The sequence below is a fragment of the Butyrivibrio hungatei genome (assembly GCF_900101605.1).
GTDB classification, from domain to species: Bacteria; Bacillota; Clostridia; order Lachnospirales; family Lachnospiraceae; genus Butyrivibrio; species Butyrivibrio hungatei_B.
This window is the reverse complement of sequence record NZ_FMUR01000011.1, coordinates 55,144-73,874: the sequence shown is the minus strand read 5'-3', so window position 1 is coordinate 73,874 and position 18,731 is coordinate 55,144. Positions and strand designations below refer to the sequence as shown.

Sequence of the window (18,731 nt, the reverse complement as noted above, 5' to 3'; positions counted from 1 at the left end):
ACCGTATATTCTTGCACATCCCCTTGTACATAAAGGGCTATACCGTAAATTCCGGCATAGCCCTTAGATATTTAGAAGTTTGTTGACCCTCTCTTAATGAGTTCTCCCGAGAAGATTGTCTTCTGCGGCATCTCATTCTGGTTGAGGGTTCCGATAAGTGTTTTTACAAGCTGAATACACATATCTTCAAGACGATTGTCGATAGAAGATATATTGGGTTCCGAACAGTGTGCGAGGATAGAATTGTTATATCCCACAATCTGAAGCTTGCCCGGCACATCAATCTTATTTGCTTTCGCAAAGTTCATGGCACCGATCGCAAGGAAATCTTCACTTGTTACAATTCCGTCGAACTTAAGTCCTTCTTTGTAAAGCTTGTCGACAAAATCCCTTACTCCGTCGATGTCTTCACGACTTCCGGGGAAGCACTGCTGATACTCCTTTCTGAGAGGAATGTCATGTGTTAACAGTGCATTCTGGAATCCTGCAAGCTTTTTGAGACCGGAATATGTTGTGCTGTTGTAGAGATATAGAATATTCTTTATTCCTGCATCAAGCATACATTCAGTAGCATCCTGAGTTGCCTTGTAGTCATCACAAAGAGTGCAATAAACATTAGGGCAATCAAAGTCTGCATTCAGAAGCATGATTGGTACTGAAGCAGCGCCCTCAATAACATACTTGTTATCTTCAGCATTGTTCATTATAAAGTTAGAACCGACCATTATTACGCTGTCTACATGCTGAGAGAGCAGGAGATTAAGGCATTTCTTACGGGATGGGATCTCGTAGCCCGTACAGCACAATACTGAATTGTAACCATTTTCTCTAAGGTTCTGCTCAATGTAGTAAATTGCCTTTGCAAGATATAGATCGGATGCATCGGCGCAAAGAATACCAACGGTCTTCATTGAATTGAGACCGAGTCCTCTTGCGAATGCATTTGGTTTATATCCGCATTGTTCAATTATATCCAGTACCTTTTTGCGGGTGCGGGGCTTTACGTTAGAGCTTCCGTTAAGTACACGTGAAACTGTAGCGATTGAAACTCCGGCTTTTTTGGATATGTCGTAAATAGTCATTTGGTTGCTCATACTTATCTCGTTTCTAAAGGAAATTTGAAGTATCTTACTGCATTGTTATATGAAATGTCAGCGGCGATCTGTCCGAGTGTATCGATGCACTCTTCGGGATATTCACCGTTCTCAACAAGTGATCCAAGGAAGTTGCAAAGGATTCTGCGGAAATACTCGTGTCTTGTGTAAGAAGTAAAGCTTCTTGAGTCTGTAAGCATTCCTACGAAACCTGAAAGGTTACTTGACTCTGCAACGGCCTTTAAGTGCTGTTCCATACCAAGCTTTGTATCATTGAACCACCAAGCGCTTCCCTGCTGGATCTTAGCTACTGTAGGAGCCTGGTTGAAGCAGTTGAGCATAGTGTTGATGATCATAAGATCGTTGGGGTTAAGGCTGTAAATAATTGTCTTGGGAAGAGCATCCTTTGAGTTAAGAGCATCAAGGAAGTCTGCAAGCTCGCCCATAGGATAGTAAGCGTCGATCGCGTCAAATCCTGTGTCGGGTCCAATCTTGTTGAACATAGCAGTGTTGTTGTCACGCTTGCATCCAAAGTGAAGCTGGATAACCCAATCTCTCTTTGCACATTCCTCGCCCTCGAAGAGCATGAATGCTGTCTGGTACTGAAGGTACTCTTCGTAAGTAACTTCTCCGCCGTTCATCTTCTTAGCGAAGATCTCTTCGATCTTTTCATCTGAAACGGGCTTGTACATTACATATTCAAGAGCGAAGTCTGCAACGTTGCATCCCTTCTGCTCGAAGTAATCGTGTCTTACCTTAAGAGCTTCTTTCAAAGCCTTGAATGAATCAATCTTAACACCGCTTACTTCAGATAACTGATTGATATATGAAGCAAATTCGGGCTTGATGATGTTCTTAGCCTTGTCGGGACGCCAAGCGGGAAGAACCTTAACATCGAATGTCTCATCATTCTTTATCATATCATGCCATTCAAGAGTATCAACCGGATCGTCTGTTGTACAGATGAGTGTTACGTCTGACATCTTGATGAGCTTTCTTGCGCCCATGTCGGGAGCCTGAAGAACCTTGTTGCAGATATCGTAAACTTCCTCGGCTGTGCTCTCGTTGAGAACTCCGTCATATCCAAAGTACTTCTTGAGCTCAAGGTGTGCCCAGTGGAAGATGGGGTGTCCTACAGCTTTTCCGAGGCATTTTGCAAATGCAAGGAACTTCTCTTTGTCGGAAGCATCTCCTGTGATATATTTCTCTTCGATACCGAAAGATCTCATGAGACGCCATTTATAATGATCTCCGCCGAGCCAAACCTGAGTGATGTTGTCGAAATGCTTATCTTCGGCAATCTCTCTGGGATTGATGTGGCAGTGATAGTCAAGTACGGGCACTTTCGCAGCGTAGTCGTGATAAAGTGTCTTAGCGGTTTCACTCTGTAAGAGGAAATCTTTGTCCATGAATTTTTTCATTAAATACCCTCCGTTTATAAACGTAATTTTTTATTCTTTAAATATGTAAGCCTTTTCATATTTTTCAAAAGTATTATACAAGAGCCGTATATTAAATACAATAGCAAAAATTCGTTGACGAGTGGTTATAATATGGATATGATTAAAAATGTAAATGCTTACATTTTTATGAGGGTAATAAAGAGGTAACAAATGAGCAAATATCTAAAAATCAATGAGAAGGACAATGTTGTTGTTTGTCTTGAAGCCGTAAAGGCGGGGGATGAGATCGCGCTTTCGGACGGATCTGTTATCAAGGCAAGAGAAGATATTCCTTCGGGACACAAGATGTCCGTAAAAGAAATCAGACACGATCAGGAAGTTATCAAATACGGCTTCCCGATAGGGCGCGTTACTGAGAATACGGAGCCCGGATCATGGATCCATACACATAATACAAAGACTAAGCTTGACGGTATTCTTCAATATGAGTACAGACCGGATGCGGAGGATATATCCGGGAAACTCAAGATGATGGGAAAAGAAAAGAGCTTTTTTCACGGATATGTAAGAGATGACGGAAGAGTCGGTATCAGAAACGAAATATGGATAATCCCGACGGTGGGATGTGTCAATAATATCGCAACAGCCCTTGCAAAAGAGGGAAATCACATGGTCAAGGGAAGCATTGACGAAGTCGTTGCTTTTACGCATAACTACGGATGTTCGCAGACCGGAGGCGATCAGGAGTATACAAGAACGATACTGTCAGATCTTATAAAGCATCCGAATGCAGGCGGTGTGCTTGTTGTGGGACTTGGCTGTGAGAACAGCAATATAGATGTTTTAAAACCTTATCTTGGAAATTTTGATGAGAACAGGATCAAATTCCTTGTTTGCCAGGAATCGGATGATGAGATGGAAGACGGCATAAAACTTCTTCAAGAAATCATCGATGCGGCATCTGGAGACAGAAGAGAGAAAGTCAGCACTTCAAAGCTTGTTATCGGCCTTAAGTGCGGCGGAAGCGACGGCTTTTCCGGAATAACGGCCAATCCTCTGGTCGGACGTATTTCAGACATGACGATCAGACGCGGCGGAACATCGATACTTACGGAAGTGCCTGAGATGTTCGGCGCGGAGACGCTTCTTATGAACAGATGCAAGGATAAAAATACTTTCAATGATACCGTTGATATGATCAATAATTTCAAAGAGTATTTTACCAAACTAGGAGAGCCTATATATGAGAATCCTTCACCCGGAAACAAAGCGGGCGGAATCACAACGCTTGAAGATAAGTCGCTTGGCTGTACACAGAAGTCGGGAAGTTTCCCGGTTATGAACGTCCTTGATTACGGTGAGGTAACGGACACCACGGGACTTAACCTTCTTTGCGCACCCGGTAACGATCTTTGTGCGGCTACGGCACTTGCTGCATCGGGCGCTCAGATAGTTCTTTTCACAACGGGAAGAGGAACGCCGTTTGCATGTCCCGTACCTACGCTTAAGATCTCAAGTAACAACAGGATCAGGGATAAGAAGAATAACTGGATAGATTTTTCTGCGGGAGATATTCTTGAGGGAAAGAGCTTTGACGAACTTGCTAAGGAACTCTTTGATATGATCCTTAATGCGGCATCCGGCGAGAAGCTTAAAAGTGAGATTGCCGGCTTCCACGATATGGCAATATGGAAGCGCGGCGTTACATTATGATTTAAAGATTTATTTATCAAGATAATCAAGTTGGTCTGTCAGTTCATGCGGAACTTTCAGACCTTCTTTTATCAGTCTTAATTTAAGATTTCGAAGAGGTCTTATAACATTTACATTGTGTGCCGTGTAGTGATTTATGAGTTCTTTGTACTGCGGATTGTCATAAACGGATTCACGGTACTCTTTTGAAAAAGGACATGATTTAAAAAGGATTTCTCTCACGACTTTGTTAAGTCTCAGAGACCCGTTTGCTTCAAATTTAAGATAAGAGAGATAATCGCTTATAAATATGCTCTTGTAATTGTTGTTGTGCTTTTTTAAATCAAGGCGCAGCTTGTCTTTTTGCTCTGCTGAAAGAGTCTGGTTTTTCTTAAAGAACTGCAGATAGTCGCAGTACATGGAAGTAAGGGAAGGGTCCGTTACATCATTCCAGTGTACGCCCTGTTCCGTTTTGCACATTTCCCATCTGAACTCGCCAAGTAGCCTTATCATGCAATCTTCGGTATTTTCGAGGTTGAATATCGAGATAAGCATCCGGGCTTTGGTATTTCGTTTTTTGCCTTCGATTTCCTGCCACAAAGTAGCTCGGGTTCCCGCATTCGGCATAAGTATTATATAGGGTTCGACTTCTACATCATGGTAGATCTGTGTTATTCCGATGTCGGTGTTGGAATAAACGGCCTGTCTGCAAAATACGCCAAAGTCGATATTCTTTATCTTTGTGATATGTTCTTTTATCTTGGCCGCGGTCATATATGCGAGATTGAGCGGTCTTAGAACATTCATGGAATCAAATACCGGAACAAACAGCGAGATTCTTCCGAACGTTATCCTGTTTCCGAGTGAAAAGAGATTGTTTATCTCGAAATCAAGACGGCTTTCGGGATTGTTTATCATAGCATCAATCTGTTCCTGTCTAAGAGCCCCCGTAGCTTTTTGTTCGCGAAGGAATGTTTCCCAGTCCTGATCAAACTCATTTCTTGAAGGCTCGGCCTGAAGTTTGTAGATTTTTTCAAGCCACTCAGAAAGAAGGAGTATATTGCCTTCGGGATCGGGAACGTAGGACTTTGCTATGTTGCAGAGTATTGCGGTGTTTTTTTCGCTTGCGAGTTCTTCATCCACAAAACCAAACATAAGGAACATTTTGATCTCTATAGGCAGGTCTTTATCGGAAAGACTCTTTAAAAAGACCTTTTTATATATTTTATAAAAAGAAGATGAGATATTTTTTCTGAGAAGACGTGCTTCGTCGGATGTATCATAGCGGGAATCGCTTTCTTTGAACTTTGAGATCTCATCATTGAATTTGGCGGACAGCTCAAAGCCGCACTCCGAATATGTAAGGATGGCGGCAAGAGCGTTTGTTATGACAGGTCCATTTTCATTTCCTTCCAAAGCTCTTTCGTTATTTTCAATCTTTGAATTTATTACCTTCAGTGCATCGGAGAAATTGGCGGTATTCCTGCCCAGCTGTTTTTTGTAAGCCGTAAGGAATTTGATTGAAACGGCAATGAGTTTTTGGTTCTTTTCTGCGATCATGATCGCCCCTATTGCAATATCGGGACTTAATGCGTAGAAAGATTTTGAAAGAGAAGACTCATGTTCCTTCAGGCTTTTGTAAAAGTCGTATTCCCAGCTTGCTATCATGTTGTTTTTTACGGGAGGAACTATGAGTTCGAGCATTTCAAATCTTGCGGGCACCTCACCTGCTTTTATGCAAAGGTCTGGATAGTCCGCATAATCAGATTTTATTTTTTTAAATTCTAAAAGAGCTGATTCAAAAAGATGCTCATATTCTGAGAAAAGGTCATGAGTTGTCGAAATGGATTGTAAAGCGAGATAAGAAATGATTTTATCGTTGCATTTAAGCATTGCAAGAAGGTCGTCGGTTCCTTCGTACGGATAAGTGTAAACGGATGAATCTTCAAGAACTTCGTATGTGTACTGATATTCTTTCGAAGGGGATTCAACCAGACCGATGATTCCGCCGACATTTATAACAAATGAAGTGAATTGATCGGTTGCTTTGATTTTTCCTTTTACAAGAATTTCTAAAGTATTTACTGTGTCGGACATCGCTTTATGCACGATCTGTCCCTTGGTTAATGTAACAAGTCCCATTGAAATCTCCCTCGAAGTCGGTCTGAATATTTTTTAGCATAGTAAGAAAAACAATAAGATTAGCCAAAATCGTAAATATAAAGTTCTACATGTATATGTTAGCACGGTAAAAAGACGTCTGCAATCCGAAAAAAACGCCGTTTTAAGGCATTTTTACCGAAGTATGATCGGCGGAAGACTGAATTCACTGACGTTTTTCTTGCCGCATAAAAGATTGTAGACTTTTGATGCGGTAAGGTTTTCGTTTAGAAGCTGCACAGATAACGGATCAAGGAGTTTCTCTGCATCTTTCAGTCTGTTGATAACAGGAATTTCAGAGGCTTCGCCTATTTTTGCAAGCAGGGGAAAAGAACTCTTTTTTTGTCCGAGGATCCTGATGAAAGAGGTGAAGTTGTCATCCTTATATTCCTGCATGTTGCTGGTTTTGATATCAAGAAGAATGTGCATAAGGCATCTGCTTATGCGAGTGTGGGAGAGGTCTTTTGATTTAAGAATGTTGCAGAATCCGTCAAAAGTATCATATTTATCTATATTTTTGTTTATCTTGTTTGAAAGACTTTCGCTTACGTCAAGGAAAGGCGTGAAATCGCCTTTGTTCTGCAGGAGCTTGTAATAAAGGAGATTGTTAAGAATGTCATCTTTTACATAATCTCCGCATGTAAGCTTATCATTCAATAAGTTAAATGATTCTTCCGGCATAGCATTTTTTACGGAGCCTGGGAGCATAAAGCTGCCGACTGCATTTTTGCTGATGCTGTTTCTTATCGCAGTGGCGGAAGAGTATTCGGAAATATCCGTTGAATGATAGTTTTCACCGATTCTTTTTATCATAACCGGAGAAATCCGGCTGTTTGTTCGCTTTAATGCACGCAGGTACTCAATTGCGAGAATATTGTTTGGTAATGTAAGCGCTTTTTTGATCTCGGCTTCTTTGTGATGATCGTGCAGAGATCCTGAAGCACTGTAAAGCTCGGAAAATACTGCGCTTTCGCGTGATGAGGCATAACTTTTTCCGCTTTTTGTATTTTCTTTTATATTGCGTTTGAATGAATCTGATTCAGCGTTTAAAATGTCTGCGATATCGGATAATAAATCTATGTCTTCAGATTCGCTTCCAAAACACAGATAATCTATTGAATTTAACTTGTTTAAAAGGGAAACGGCGCCGGAAGCAAAGTACTCGGCGCTTCCGAGAGCATAATATGACGGAAGTTCCAAAACAAGGTCTGCGCCTGAAAGAAGAGCGGCTCTTGCTCTTGTAAATTTATCGGTTACTGCGGGTGCTCCGCGCTGCACAAAATCACCACTCATGACTACTGCACAGTAGTCTGCACCGGTTCTTTTTTTGCTCTCTTCAATGAGAAATTTATGGCCGTTATGGAACGGATTAAACTCAGCAATGATTCCTACAGTTTTCATCTTGGTGTAAACGCTTTCAAAAATTTTTAATTTTTGTACATTTTTTCTATTGTTATGAAATAGTATTATAAGTATCATTGATTATAATATTACATTTGAAAAGAGGCAATTTGATATGAAAATTTTAGTTATTAACTGTGGTAGCTCTTCGCTTAAATTTCAGCTTATCGATTCAGAGAGCGAGCAGGTTATCTGCAAAGGTCTCTGCGAGAGAATCGGTATTGACGGAAGCAGAATAGTATACACACCCGAAGGAAAAGATAAGATCACTGTTGAAACTCCCATGCCGGATCACAACAAGGCTATCGAGCTTGTGATCGAAGCACTTACAAACAAGGAGAACGGTGTTGTTTCTCTTGATGAGATCGGAGCCGTAGGACATCGTATCGTTCACGGTGGTGAGAAGTTTACAAAGTCTGTTGTTATAGATGACGAAGTAATCAAGGCTATTGAGGATGTAAGCGATCTTGCTCCTTTGCACAATCCTGCAAACCTTATCGGAATCAAAGCTTGCCAGAAGGCAATGCCAGGCGTACCTATGGTTGCCGTATTTGATACAGCTTTCCATCAGACAATGCCTGAGAACGCTTACCTTTACGGACTTCATTATTCATATTACGAGAAGTACGGAATCAGAAGATACGGCTTCCACGGAACAAGCCATTCTTACGTAAGTAAGAGAGCTGCCGAGATTCTCGGAAAAGACATAAATGACCTTAAGATCATCGTTTGTCATCTCGGTAACGGTGCATCAGTATCTGCCGTTAAGAACGGTAAGTGCATCGATACTTCAATGGGACTTACACCTCTTGAGGGACTTATCATGGGAACAAGAACGGGAGACATCGATCCTTCTGTAGTAGAGTTCATTATGAAGAAGGAAAATCTTTCCGTTGCTGAAGTAAACAATGTTCTTAATAAAAAGTCAGGCGTATTTGGTCTTTCGAACGAACTCTCATCCGATTTCAGAGATCTTGAAGAAGGATATCTCAACGGAAATGAAGGCGCTAAACGTGCAGTTGACACATTCGCCTATAGAGTTGTAAAATACATTGGCGCTTATACTGCAGCTATGGGCGGAGTTGATGCAATCTGCTTCACAGCCGGTGTGGGCGAGAATAGTGGCTTTACTCGTAAAATCATAATTGACGGCCTTGGATTTATCGGAGCTTCTCTGAATGAAGAGGCTAATACTGTACGTGGTAAGGAAGAGATTATTTCTAATCCTGATAGCAAGGTAACACTTATGGTTGTTCCTACAAATGAAGAGCTTGCGATCGCTCGCGACACATACGCTCTTTGCAAGTGACTTTTAAAGCCGGCTTTTTAGTCGGCTTTTTTCTGTATTGGCGCTGCGATCGATTTTATGGAGAGAGGTTATGTATAGTAGAAAAAAATGGGCGGTGCTGTCCGGAATAAGTTTACTGTACTTTATTCTGTGCATAGTATTTGGCTATTTAAAATATGCCACAAGCGACGATTCCATCATGAATCTGATTGCGGCAGGAGCTTATGGCAGCCCTTCACAGTACCTTATTTTTAATAATATTGTCATCGGATATTTTCTGAAATTCATGTATGCCGTTATACCTTTTGTAAACTGGTATCTATGGCTTTATCTGATTTTTAATCTTTTAAGCGTTATCGTTATCTGTGTTGTTGTCACAGACAGACTTCCGATGAAGGCATCGATTCTTGTTGCGGTGCTTATTAATTTCCTTTTGGCTTACGATTTTTACTCGAATATTCAATTTACACAGAGCTCGACTTTATATGGCGTTGCAGGCGCGGCACTTATCCTGGCGCAGTTTTTTAAAGAAAAGAAGTCGCTGATACTCATGATTGTTGCCAATGCAATAATTGCGGTTGGTGTAGGTGCCAGGGTTGCGGGTGTCGCTTTGATGGGGCCGTTTGTTTTGACGGTGCTGCTATTTTATAAAGGCAATCTTAAAGATAAGATCAAAAAGACTTTAATATATTTCACTGTGCCTGTGATAATCGCGGTACTGATGCTTGCGGCTAATTTCTACGCTTATTACATGAATCCCGAGTGGAGATATTACACCGACTGGAATAATATAATGTCCGAGAAGCGCGATTTTGGTAATTTCAATTTTTCTTGGAATGAAGAAGAATACCTGGCCGCCGGCTTTACCGAAACAGATTTTAAACTTATGGACATGTGGCTTTGGAACGATACCGAATATTTCACGCTTGACAGGCTTAAGACGATGAAAGAGATCGGTAAGAATACCAGAGTTGACGGATTTAAACTTAATGCCGAGGTACTTACGGATTCACTTGAAAAGATGGGAGAGTCTTGGAAATACGGGGCTTATTCCGTTGCATTTCTTGCAATCGCAGTACTGGCGCTTATCTTTTTCGAGAAAAGATACAAAATTTTCGTTATTTTACAGGCATTTTTTGTACTTTTTGAGTATTATGGTTTGACGTGTTTCAGACGAATAATGTGGAGGGTAGAATGCGGAATCTGGGTTTCGGCGTTATTCTTCACACTGACATTTCTGATATATGAAGGGTGCGTTGATAAATTTCTTGCCAAAGTCACCACCGAAAAATATAAAAAAACATTTGCCATATGCGCAATCGTTCTATCGGCTGTTATTACTATTATATTTGGAGCGGGGAAAGTCGATACGTTTGTGAACGAAAAGCATTGCCGCGTTATTCCGGAAGCTGACGGAATGTACGACAAGGTAAAAGCAATAACGGATCTGGACGGGTTTTATTTCACTGATGTGGATACTTTGTACAGCAATCTGAGCGGAGCGAGAAATATCTTTGATATTGACGCAAAATATCTTGACTTTTATGCAAATGTTTGTCCGTTCGGAGGTTGGGTAATGCCTTCACCCATAGGACTGTATCACGCCAATCTGGCCGGGATTGCCAATCCTGCAAGGGCTCTTGTGGAGAGAGACGATGTATTTTTTATCTGCGGGGGCGAAAAGGCCGGATATGTATATGTTTATTTGAATGAAAAATACGGGCCGGGTATCAATATGGAAATGGTTGATGAGGTTTATGGAGCGCCCGTATGGAGATTTTCTAAATGAGAGGGAACCACTATGAAAGAACTTAACTCTTGCAAAGAGGCTATGGCTGAAAGCATGGAGAAGAAATATTTCTCCGTCGCTCATCTTTACAAGGATGAAAAGGCAATGGATATGCATATCCACGATTGCTATGAACTGTATTATTCGATATCGGGCGGAAAGCAATTCCTTATCGATAACAAGCTTTACGATGTTGCACCGGGCGATATCTTTCTTATAAGCCAGTATGATTCGCATTATCTTACACAGATAGACAAAGAGCTACATGAAAGAATTGTTATAATGATAGATCCTGAGTTTATGAAGAGCGTGTCAAGTGAGGAAACAAATCTTAATGCATGCTTTGAGAGAGAAGGAGAGGAGCATTCACACAAGATAAGTCTCAATCAGGAACAGCAAAAGAGATTTCTTTATTTTGTAAATAAGATACTTACAAGCAACGGTTACGGACACGACCTTCTGGAAAAGGCAACATTTGTCGAACTCTTTTTGATGATCAACAAGATTGTTATCGACAGAGACAGCAATAAGCAGGATGAAGAAGTTGCCACATATAACGAGCAGGTGGATGCGATCCTTTCGTATCTTAACAATAATATTCAGAACCCCGTAAGCATAGGTGATCTTGCAAAGCATTTCTACATAAGCGAGTCCTATATATGCAGAATTTTCAAATCGGCTACGGGAACGACTATAAATAAATATATGACAGCCAGAAGAATTTCTATTGCAAAGTCGCTTTTGGCGGAGGGAAAAGGTGTCAGCGAAGTCTGCGAAGAGTGCGGCTTTTCGGATTACAGCAACTTCCTTAAGGCATTTACAAAATCTGTGGGTATATCACCGAAAAAGTACTCACAAAACTGCTATAGATAGTGCGAAAAAACTGTTGACAAATGAAAAACCTATGAGTATACTACATAGGTATGCTAATGAATAAACGTAAACAATTGCCTTTCTAAACAGGCAGTTTCTTATACGGTTACTGTAAGGAGGTGTTACTCAAATGTCAATCTGCCCTAAGAACAAGTCATCAAAAGGCCATAGAGATCAGAGAAGAGCTAACTGGAAAATGACAGCTCCCACTTTGGTAAAGTGCAGTCATTGTGGAGCTCTTATGCAGCCTCATCAGGTTTGCAAGAAGTGTGGCTACTACAATAAGAAGAGTATTGTTGAGACTGAGGCTTGATATACTTTTGGTATGACCTCATAAAGTCAGAATTTAAAGGCTTTCCGGCTATGTCGGAAAGCCTTGATTTTTGTCATTCACTCTAGTATATTAAAATAAGTTCAATTTAATAGGAGGTCCCGAATATGTCGGAACTTATACGTGTTGCCGTTGATGCTATGGGTGGAGACAATGCACCTGTTGCAACGGTCAAGGGAGCGGTTGAGGCAGTAGCCGAGTCAAATGCTCTCAAAGTTTTTCTTGTCGGTAAGAAAGAGGTTTTGGAGAAAGAACTTTCTGCATACAGCTACGATAAGGACAGAATTGAAATCGTTAATGCAACAGAAGTAATAGAGATGGCGGAACCGCCGGTTTTGGCTATCAGGACCAAGAAGGATTCTTCAATTGTTAAGGCCATGTATATGGTAAATCACGGTGAAGCGGATGCTTATGTATCTGCCGGAAGCACCGGAGCTACACTGGTTGGCGGTCAGATAATTGTCGGAAGACTTAAGGGAGTTGACAGAGCGCCTCTTGCGCCGCTTATTCCTACAGAGAAAGGAAATTCTCTTTTAATCGATTGCGGAGCAAATGTTGATGCAAGAGCAAATCATCTTGTTCAGTTTGCCAAGATGGGAACCGTTTATATGGAGAACATCATGGGAATCAAGAATCCCACGGTTGCGATCGTTAATATCGGAGCTGAAGAGGAAAAGGGAAATGCACTTGTCAAGGAGACATTCCCTCTCTTGAAGAATTGTCCCGATATCAACTTCATCGGAAGTATCGAGGCAAGAGATATACCTTCCGGTTATGCCGATATTATTGTCTGCGAAGCTTTTACCGGAAATGTCATTCTTAAGATGTACGAGGGTGTTGCGAAATCTCTTGTAAATGTTATTAAGAAGGGACTTATGTCAAGTCTTAAGAGCAAGATAGGAGCACTTCTTATCAAGGACGACCTTAAGAAGACTCTTGGCAATTATAGCCTTGAGAAACACGGCGGAGCGCCCATGCTCGGATTAAAGGGACTTGTCGTTAAGACTCACGGAAGTTCAAGTGATATTGAGATTAAGAATTCAATATTACAGTGTGTAACTTTCACAGAGCAAAAAATAAGCGAGAAGATCAGTGCCAAGATATCACAGGTATGATCTGTACCTGCTTGTATGGATCGAAGATCGCTTAAAAAAGAAATATAAAAGCTGCCATGCAGTGGAGGAAAAGTTTTATGGAATTTGAGAAAATGAAAGAAGTTATTGCCAGTGTACTCAATGTTGATCCCGAGGAGATTAGGATGGAAACAACATTCACAGAGGATCTCGGAGCTGATTCTCTCGATCTTTTTCAGATTATTATGGGGCTTGAGGACGAATTTGATGTTCAGATAGAGCCTGAGAAGACTGAAAATATCAAAACTGTTGGGGAAGCTGTTGAGCTTTTGAAGGCTGCAATAGAAACTAAGTAATTCTCAATTGATTTTTGTTTGTTTTATCTGAGGCAGCATCATAACTGCCTCTTTTCTATTTTATTCTAAACACTTTTCGAGGTGACTATGTTAACAGAAAACGACATCAGCAGACTGGAACAGATTATCGGTTATAAATTCAACGACAAAGCTCTTATTATCGAAGCTCTTACACACAGCTCTTACGTGAATGAGCACAAGATCAATAAGAAGCATGACTATGAACGTCTTGAATTCTTGGGAGATGCCATATTGGAGATGATTTCCAGCGAATATCTTTTTAAGACATTCCCGGAAAAGAAAGAGGGCGAGATGTCCAAGATAAGAGCTGCGCTTGTTTGCGAGCCTGCCTTATATCATGATTCTCTTCAGATAGATCTTAAGAATTTTATTCAGTTTGGAAAAGGCGAAGAGGCGACCGGTGGAAGAAATAAGGAGTCCATTATTGCCGATGTTATGGAAGCTGTTATCGGAGCTCTTTATCTTGACGGTGGTTTTGATGAATCAAAGAAGTTTATTGACAAGTATGTTCTTAGCAATGCTGAATCCTATCAGATGTACAACGACAACAAGTCTACTTTGCAGGAACTCGTACAGAGCCTTAAACTGGGCGCTGTGAGGTATGAAACATGTGGCGAAAGTGGCCCTGAACATGATAAAATGTTCAAGGTTCGTGTTTTTGTAGCAGATAAGAATATGGGAGAAGGGACTGGTAGAACCAAGAAAAGTGCTGAGCAACAGGCGGCATATCAGGCGGTTCTTACTTTGAACAAAAAGAAATAATGTATTTAAAAAGTATCGAGATTCATGGTTTTAAATCATTTGCAAATAAAATAAAATTTGATTTCCATAACGGAATTACCGGAATTGTCGGACCTAACGGCTCAGGTAAGAGTAATGTTGCCGACGCCGTAAGATGGGTTCTTGGTGAGCAGCGTATCAAGCAGCTCCGTGGCGGATCCATGCAGGACGTTATTTTCTCGGGAACAGAGCTCAGAAAACCGCTGGGCTACGCTTTTGTTGCAATAACACTTGATAATTCAGACCATTCACTTGCAATAGATTATGATGAAGTTACCGTTTCAAGACGTCTCTATCGTTCCGGAGAGAGTGAATATATGATAAACGGCTCCGTGTGCCGTCTTAAGGACGTAAACGAGCTGTTTATGGATACCGGTATCGGTAAAGAGGGCTACTCCATTATCGGACAGGGTCAGATCGATCAGATCCTTTCAAGCAAGCCTGAGGACAGAAGAAATCTTTTTGACGAGGCTGCGGGTATCGTTAAGTTTAAATCCAGAAAAGAAACTGCGGTTAAAAAGCTTGCCGAAGAGAAGATAAATCTTACCAGAATCAGCGATATTCTCGCTGAGCTTGAAAAGCAGACAGGGCCTTTGGAGAAACAGTCAGAAAAGGCAAAAGAGTACCTTAAATACAGAGAGAGACTTAAGACTCTCGATGTAAACATGTTCCTTGTTGAGAATAAAAATCAGAAGGAACAGCTTGAAGAAGCAGGAAAGAACCTTCTTATAGCGACAGAGTCTTTAAGCGAGTCGAAGAACAATTATGAGAAGGCCAAAGAAGAATACGAAAATATCCAGAAGAAACTTGAACTTCTCGATGCGGAGATAGACGAAGCGAGAGCAAAGATCACAGATTCTTCCGTTAAAAAAGAAAAGCTTGAGGGACAGATCGGAATCCTTAATGAGAAAATCAATTCCGCATCCTCAAATGATGCTCATTTTAAGACAAGAATCAATGATGAGCAGGCTAAGATCGCAGATAAGAATAAAGAAAAAGAGAAATATCTGCAGGAAAAAGAGGAGATCGATGCAGAAGTTGCGAGACTCCTTGAAAGTAAGGACGAAGCCAGAAAAGAGCTTGATAAAGTCCTTAACCGGATAAGTGAAATAAACGAGCAGATCGAAGAGTGCAAGAGCACTATCATAGAGACTCTCAATACGAGAGCTACCATTAAGTCAAAGCTCAGTTCCCTCGATACCATGAAGGAACAGGTCAACATCAGAAAGGCCGAACTTACAGGTAAGCTTGTACGTGCGCAGTCGGATGAATCCAGACAGGAAGAGACAATCAAGAAATTAAGGGATGAGTTTGATGCGATAACTGCTGAGATTTCTGAGATGAACAAAAAGCAAAAAGCTACGGAACAGGAAATTGTTGCGATCAGGGAAGAAATGTCCCGCAAGGATACAGAGCTTAGAAAGACTCAGGGACTTTATCAGCAGGAAAAATCAAGACTTGATGCACTTGCCAATATCACCGAGAGATACGAGGGATACGGCGGAAGTGTCAAGAAGGTAATGGAGAGGAAGGACACCGTTCCCGGAATAATCGGTGTCGTTGCCGACATTATCAAGACCGAATCCAAATACGAGACAGCCATTGAGGTTGCTCTCGGCGGAAATATCCAGAATATTGTTACGGATGATGAAGAGACTGCGAAGAAAATGATCGCATACCTCAAGGAAACAAGAGCGGGAAGAGCGACATTTTTACCTCTTACATCACTTGATAACCCTCCGGAGTTAAAGGCTAAGGAAGCTCTTAATGAAGAGGGTGTGCTTGGTATGGCCGACGAACTTGTGACCACGGATCCCAAGTACAAGAGCGTTGCAAAGGCTATGCTCGGAAGAATCGTTGCAGTCGACAATATCGACAATGCGGTAAAGATAGCAAGAAAGTACAAATATACCGTAAGAATGGTAACTCTTGAGGGTGAACTTCTTGTTCCCGGCGGAGCTATCAGCGGCGGTGCGTTTAAAAATAACAGTAATCTCCTCGGAAGACGTCGTGAGATGGATGAGATGGAGCTTAATGTCAATAAATACAAAGAGCAGATAGACAGACTTCAGTCTGAGATTGCCGAGGACAAGGAAAAGAGAAATGAACTACGGACTCTTTCCGAAGAACTCAGAACAGAGCTTCAGGGTAAGTTTATTGCTCAGAATACTGCAAGACTCAATGTTGAAAATGAGGAAGCAAGACAGGCAGAGCAAAAAGGAAATTACAGCGACCTTAAGGCTGAAAATGACGAGATAGAGGCAAAGGTTGTCGAGATAGAGGCAGAGAAAGAGGAAGCTCTTTCTGCACTTACGGAGTCTGAGAATACAGAGAAGACCTGCACCGAACAGGTCGAGAAGTTTAAGGCTGCGCTAGAAGAATTGCATGCTGTCGAAGAGCGTGAGAATGATGCCGTCTCAGTAAAAGAGATCGAATATGAGAAGAGTCATCAGAAGCAGGAATTCTATCAGCAGAATGTCGATCGTGTAAATGAAGATATCGAGACAGAAGAAAAAGCTCTTGCAGAGATCATTGAATCCATGAATGAGAATGCAAGACTTCTCGAGCAGAATAAGAAAGATATTGAAGAGATCAGACTGACAATCGAGGCATCGCTTGATGTTCAGTCGGATGCAACCAAGGAACTTGAGGAGAAGAAAGAGATCAAGAACAACCTCTCCGAAGCTCAGAAAGAGTTCTTTGGAAAGACGGAAGATCTGAATAAACAGATGTCCGATCTTGATAAAGAGGTTATAAGACTTACTTCCAAGAAGGAAAAGTGCGAAGAAGCGATTGAGGCACAGATAAATTACATGTGGAACGAGTATGAGATCACATTGACCGATGCGGCAGAGCTTCGCGATGAGGAAATGAATGATGTTCCTTCGATGAGAAGAGAGATACATTCACTTAAGGATGCAATTAGAAAACTTGGAGATGTCAATGTAAATGCAATTGAGGACTACAAGAACCTCATGGAGAGATATACATTTATGAAGACTCAGCACGATGACCTTATCGAGGCTGAGAGACAGCTCAAAGAGATCATCAATGACCTTGATGAGTCAATGAGAAAACAATTCATGGAGCAGTTTAAGCTCATAAATACCGAGTTTGATCAGGTATTCAAGGAAATGTTCGGCGGAGGAAAAGGAACGCTTGAACTTGCCGAGGATGAGGATATACTTGAAGCGGGAATCAAGATCAACGCTCAGCCGCCGGGAAAGAAACTTGTGAACATGATGCAGATGTCCGGTGGAGAGAAAGCGCTCACTGCGATTGCACTTCTTTTTGCAATCCAGAATCTCAAACCCTCGCCGTTTTGTCTTCTTGATGAGATCGAGGCGGCACTTGATGAAAACAACGTTGTACGTTTTGCAAAATATTTACATAAGCTTTCAAGTACACAGTTCATTGTAATTACGCACCGTCGTGGTACAATGGAAAGTGCCGACAGACTTTACGGTATTACGATGCAGGAAAAAGGCGTATCAACACTTGTAAGCGTAAATCTTATCGATAAGGAGCTCAGTAACTGATGGCTAAAGGTTTTTTTGCAAAATTACAGCAAGGCTTGTCCAAAACAAGAGAGAATATCGCTAAGGGTATAGACAATGTCTTTAGCGGATTTTCAAATATTGACGAAGAATTCTACGAGGAACTCGAAGAGACCCTTATCATGGGCGATATCGGTATCGATGCTACAAGCAAGATAATCGACAGGCTTCGTAAGCAGGTCAAAGAAAAGCATATCTCAGACCCTGCGGAGTGCAAGAAACTTCTTGTGGAAAATATCAGGGAACAGATGAATACCGCTGACGATGCGTATGATTTTGAAGATAAAAAGACGGTTATCTTTGTTATAGGCGTAAACGGTGTCGGAAAGACTACATCTGTCGGAAAGCTTGCGGCTATTTATAAGAATAAGGGCAAAAAAGTCCTTATAGCTGCCGCCGATACATACAGAGCGGCCGCAACGGAGCAATTAAAGGAGTGGGCTGACAGAGCCGGAACTCCGATCATTTGCGGAAAAGAAGGCGGAGATCCCGGAAGCGTCATTTATGATGCAGCATTCGCATTTAAGTCAAGGGACTGCGACATTCTGATAGTAGACACGGCGGGCAGACTTCATAACAAGAAGAATCTTATGGATGAGTTGTCCAAGATGAACAGGATCCTCGATAAGGAACTTGGTGATGTCTGCAGGGAGAATTTTATTGTTCTTGACGGAACAACGGGACAGAACGCTATAATGCAGGCAAGAGAATTCGGTGAGGCCGCAGATCTTACCGGTATTATACTTACCAAGCTTGATGGCACTGCAAAGGGAGGAATTGCTGTTGCTATAGTTTCAGAGCTCAATATTCCGGTTAAGTATATCGGTGTCGGTGAAGCTATAGACGACTTGGAAAGATTTGACTCCGATCAGTTTGTAGATGCATTATTTTCATAAATATTAAGTTGGGAGAT

Annotated in this window: 14 protein-coding genes; 10 read left to right on the top strand and 4 right to left on the bottom strand. The window is 41.5% G+C overall.

The genetic code is table 11. The annotated features are described in order from the left end of the window. Positions 1-71 precede the first annotated feature (71 nt). Positions 72-1,082: a LacI family DNA-binding transcriptional regulator gene (locus BLP87_RS09880; protein ID WP_074462627.1), complete on the bottom strand. Its 1,011-nt coding sequence runs from the start codon at positions 1,080-1,082 to the stop codon at positions 72-74. A 14-nt stretch (positions 1,083-1,096) separates the two neighbouring features. Continuing rightward, positions 1,097-2,515 carry a glucuronate isomerase gene (gene uxaC / locus BLP87_RS09875; RefSeq protein ID WP_074462558.1) on the bottom strand — a complete coding sequence of 473 codons (1,419 nt, stop codon included), beginning with the start codon at positions 2,513-2,515 and terminating at the stop codon, positions 1,097-1,099. Between the two features lie 192 nt (positions 2,516-2,707). On the opposite strand from uxaC, the gene BLP87_RS09870 reads away from it, so the two are divergent. Then, positions 2,708-4,210, top strand: a complete 1,503-nt coding sequence (locus BLP87_RS09870; protein ID WP_074462557.1) for a UxaA family hydrolase — start codon at positions 2,708-2,710, stop codon at positions 4,208-4,210. 9 nt (positions 4,211-4,219) lie between these two features. On the opposite strand, the gene BLP87_RS09865 is transcribed toward BLP87_RS09870, so the two are convergent. Together BLP87_RS09865 and BLP87_RS09860 are read right to left on the bottom strand one after the other, a co-directional pair. Further along, positions 4,220-6,331 carry a hypothetical protein gene (locus BLP87_RS09865; RefSeq protein ID WP_074462556.1) on the bottom strand — a complete coding sequence of 704 codons (2,112 nt, stop codon included), beginning with the start codon at positions 6,329-6,331 and terminating at the stop codon, positions 4,220-4,222. 153 nt (positions 6,332-6,484) lie between these two features. Beyond that, positions 6,485-7,750: a tRNA(Met) cytidine acetate ligase gene (locus tag BLP87_RS09860; protein WP_074462555.1), complete on the bottom strand. Its 1,266-nt coding sequence runs from the start codon at positions 7,748-7,750 to the stop codon at positions 6,485-6,487. A gap of 115 nt (positions 7,751-7,865) precedes the next feature. Between BLP87_RS09860 and BLP87_RS09855 the strand changes: the two genes are divergently transcribed. From BLP87_RS09855 to ftsY, 9 genes are all read left to right on the top strand, one after another. Next, a complete protein-coding gene (locus tag BLP87_RS09855) occupies positions 7,866-9,059 on the top strand; it encodes an acetate/propionate family kinase (protein WP_074462554.1) in 1,194 nt (397 codons plus the stop codon). A gap of 70 nt (positions 9,060-9,129) precedes the next feature. Then, the gene (locus tag BLP87_RS09850; protein WP_074462553.1) at positions 9,130-10,827 is read left to right on the top strand and encodes a hypothetical protein; all 1,698 of its coding nucleotides are present in this window, start codon (positions 9,130-9,132) and stop codon (positions 10,825-10,827) included. Positions 10,828-10,839: 12 nt separating this feature from the next. Beyond that, entirely contained in the window at positions 10,840-11,700 is an 861-nt protein-coding gene (locus tag BLP87_RS09845) for a helix-turn-helix domain-containing protein (protein ID WP_074462552.1), read from the top strand. A gap of 130 nt (positions 11,701-11,830) precedes the next feature. Further along, positions 11,831-12,013 (top strand): 50S ribosomal protein L32, encoded by a 183-nt coding sequence (gene rpmF / locus BLP87_RS09840; RefSeq protein WP_026512861.1) that lies wholly within the window; start codon positions 11,831-11,833, stop codon positions 12,011-12,013. Positions 12,014-12,138: 125 nt separating this feature from the next. Beyond that, positions 12,139-13,146: a phosphate acyltransferase PlsX gene (gene plsX, locus BLP87_RS09835; RefSeq protein WP_074462551.1), complete on the top strand. Its 1,008-nt coding sequence runs from the start codon at positions 12,139-12,141 to the stop codon at positions 13,144-13,146. A gap of 77 nt (positions 13,147-13,223) precedes the next feature. Further along, positions 13,224-13,460: an acyl carrier protein gene (gene acpP, locus BLP87_RS09830; protein ID WP_074462550.1), complete on the top strand. Its 237-nt coding sequence runs from the start codon at positions 13,224-13,226 to the stop codon at positions 13,458-13,460. A gap of 87 nt (positions 13,461-13,547) precedes the next feature. Next, positions 13,548-14,243 (top strand): ribonuclease III, encoded by a 696-nt coding sequence (rnc, locus tag BLP87_RS09825; RefSeq protein ID WP_074462549.1) that lies wholly within the window; start codon positions 13,548-13,550, stop codon positions 14,241-14,243. Continuing rightward, entirely contained in the window at positions 14,243-17,800 is a 3,558-nt protein-coding gene (gene smc, locus BLP87_RS09820; RefSeq protein ID WP_074462548.1) for a chromosome segregation protein SMC, read from the top strand. The genes rnc and smc overlap by 1 nt, the downstream gene beginning before the upstream one ends. Continuing rightward, a complete protein-coding gene (ftsY, locus tag BLP87_RS09815; RefSeq protein ID WP_074462547.1) occupies positions 17,800-18,714 on the top strand; it encodes a signal recognition particle-docking protein FtsY in 915 nt (304 codons plus the stop codon). The genes smc and ftsY overlap by 1 nt, the downstream gene beginning before the upstream one ends. Positions 18,715-18,731 lie beyond the last annotated feature (17 nt).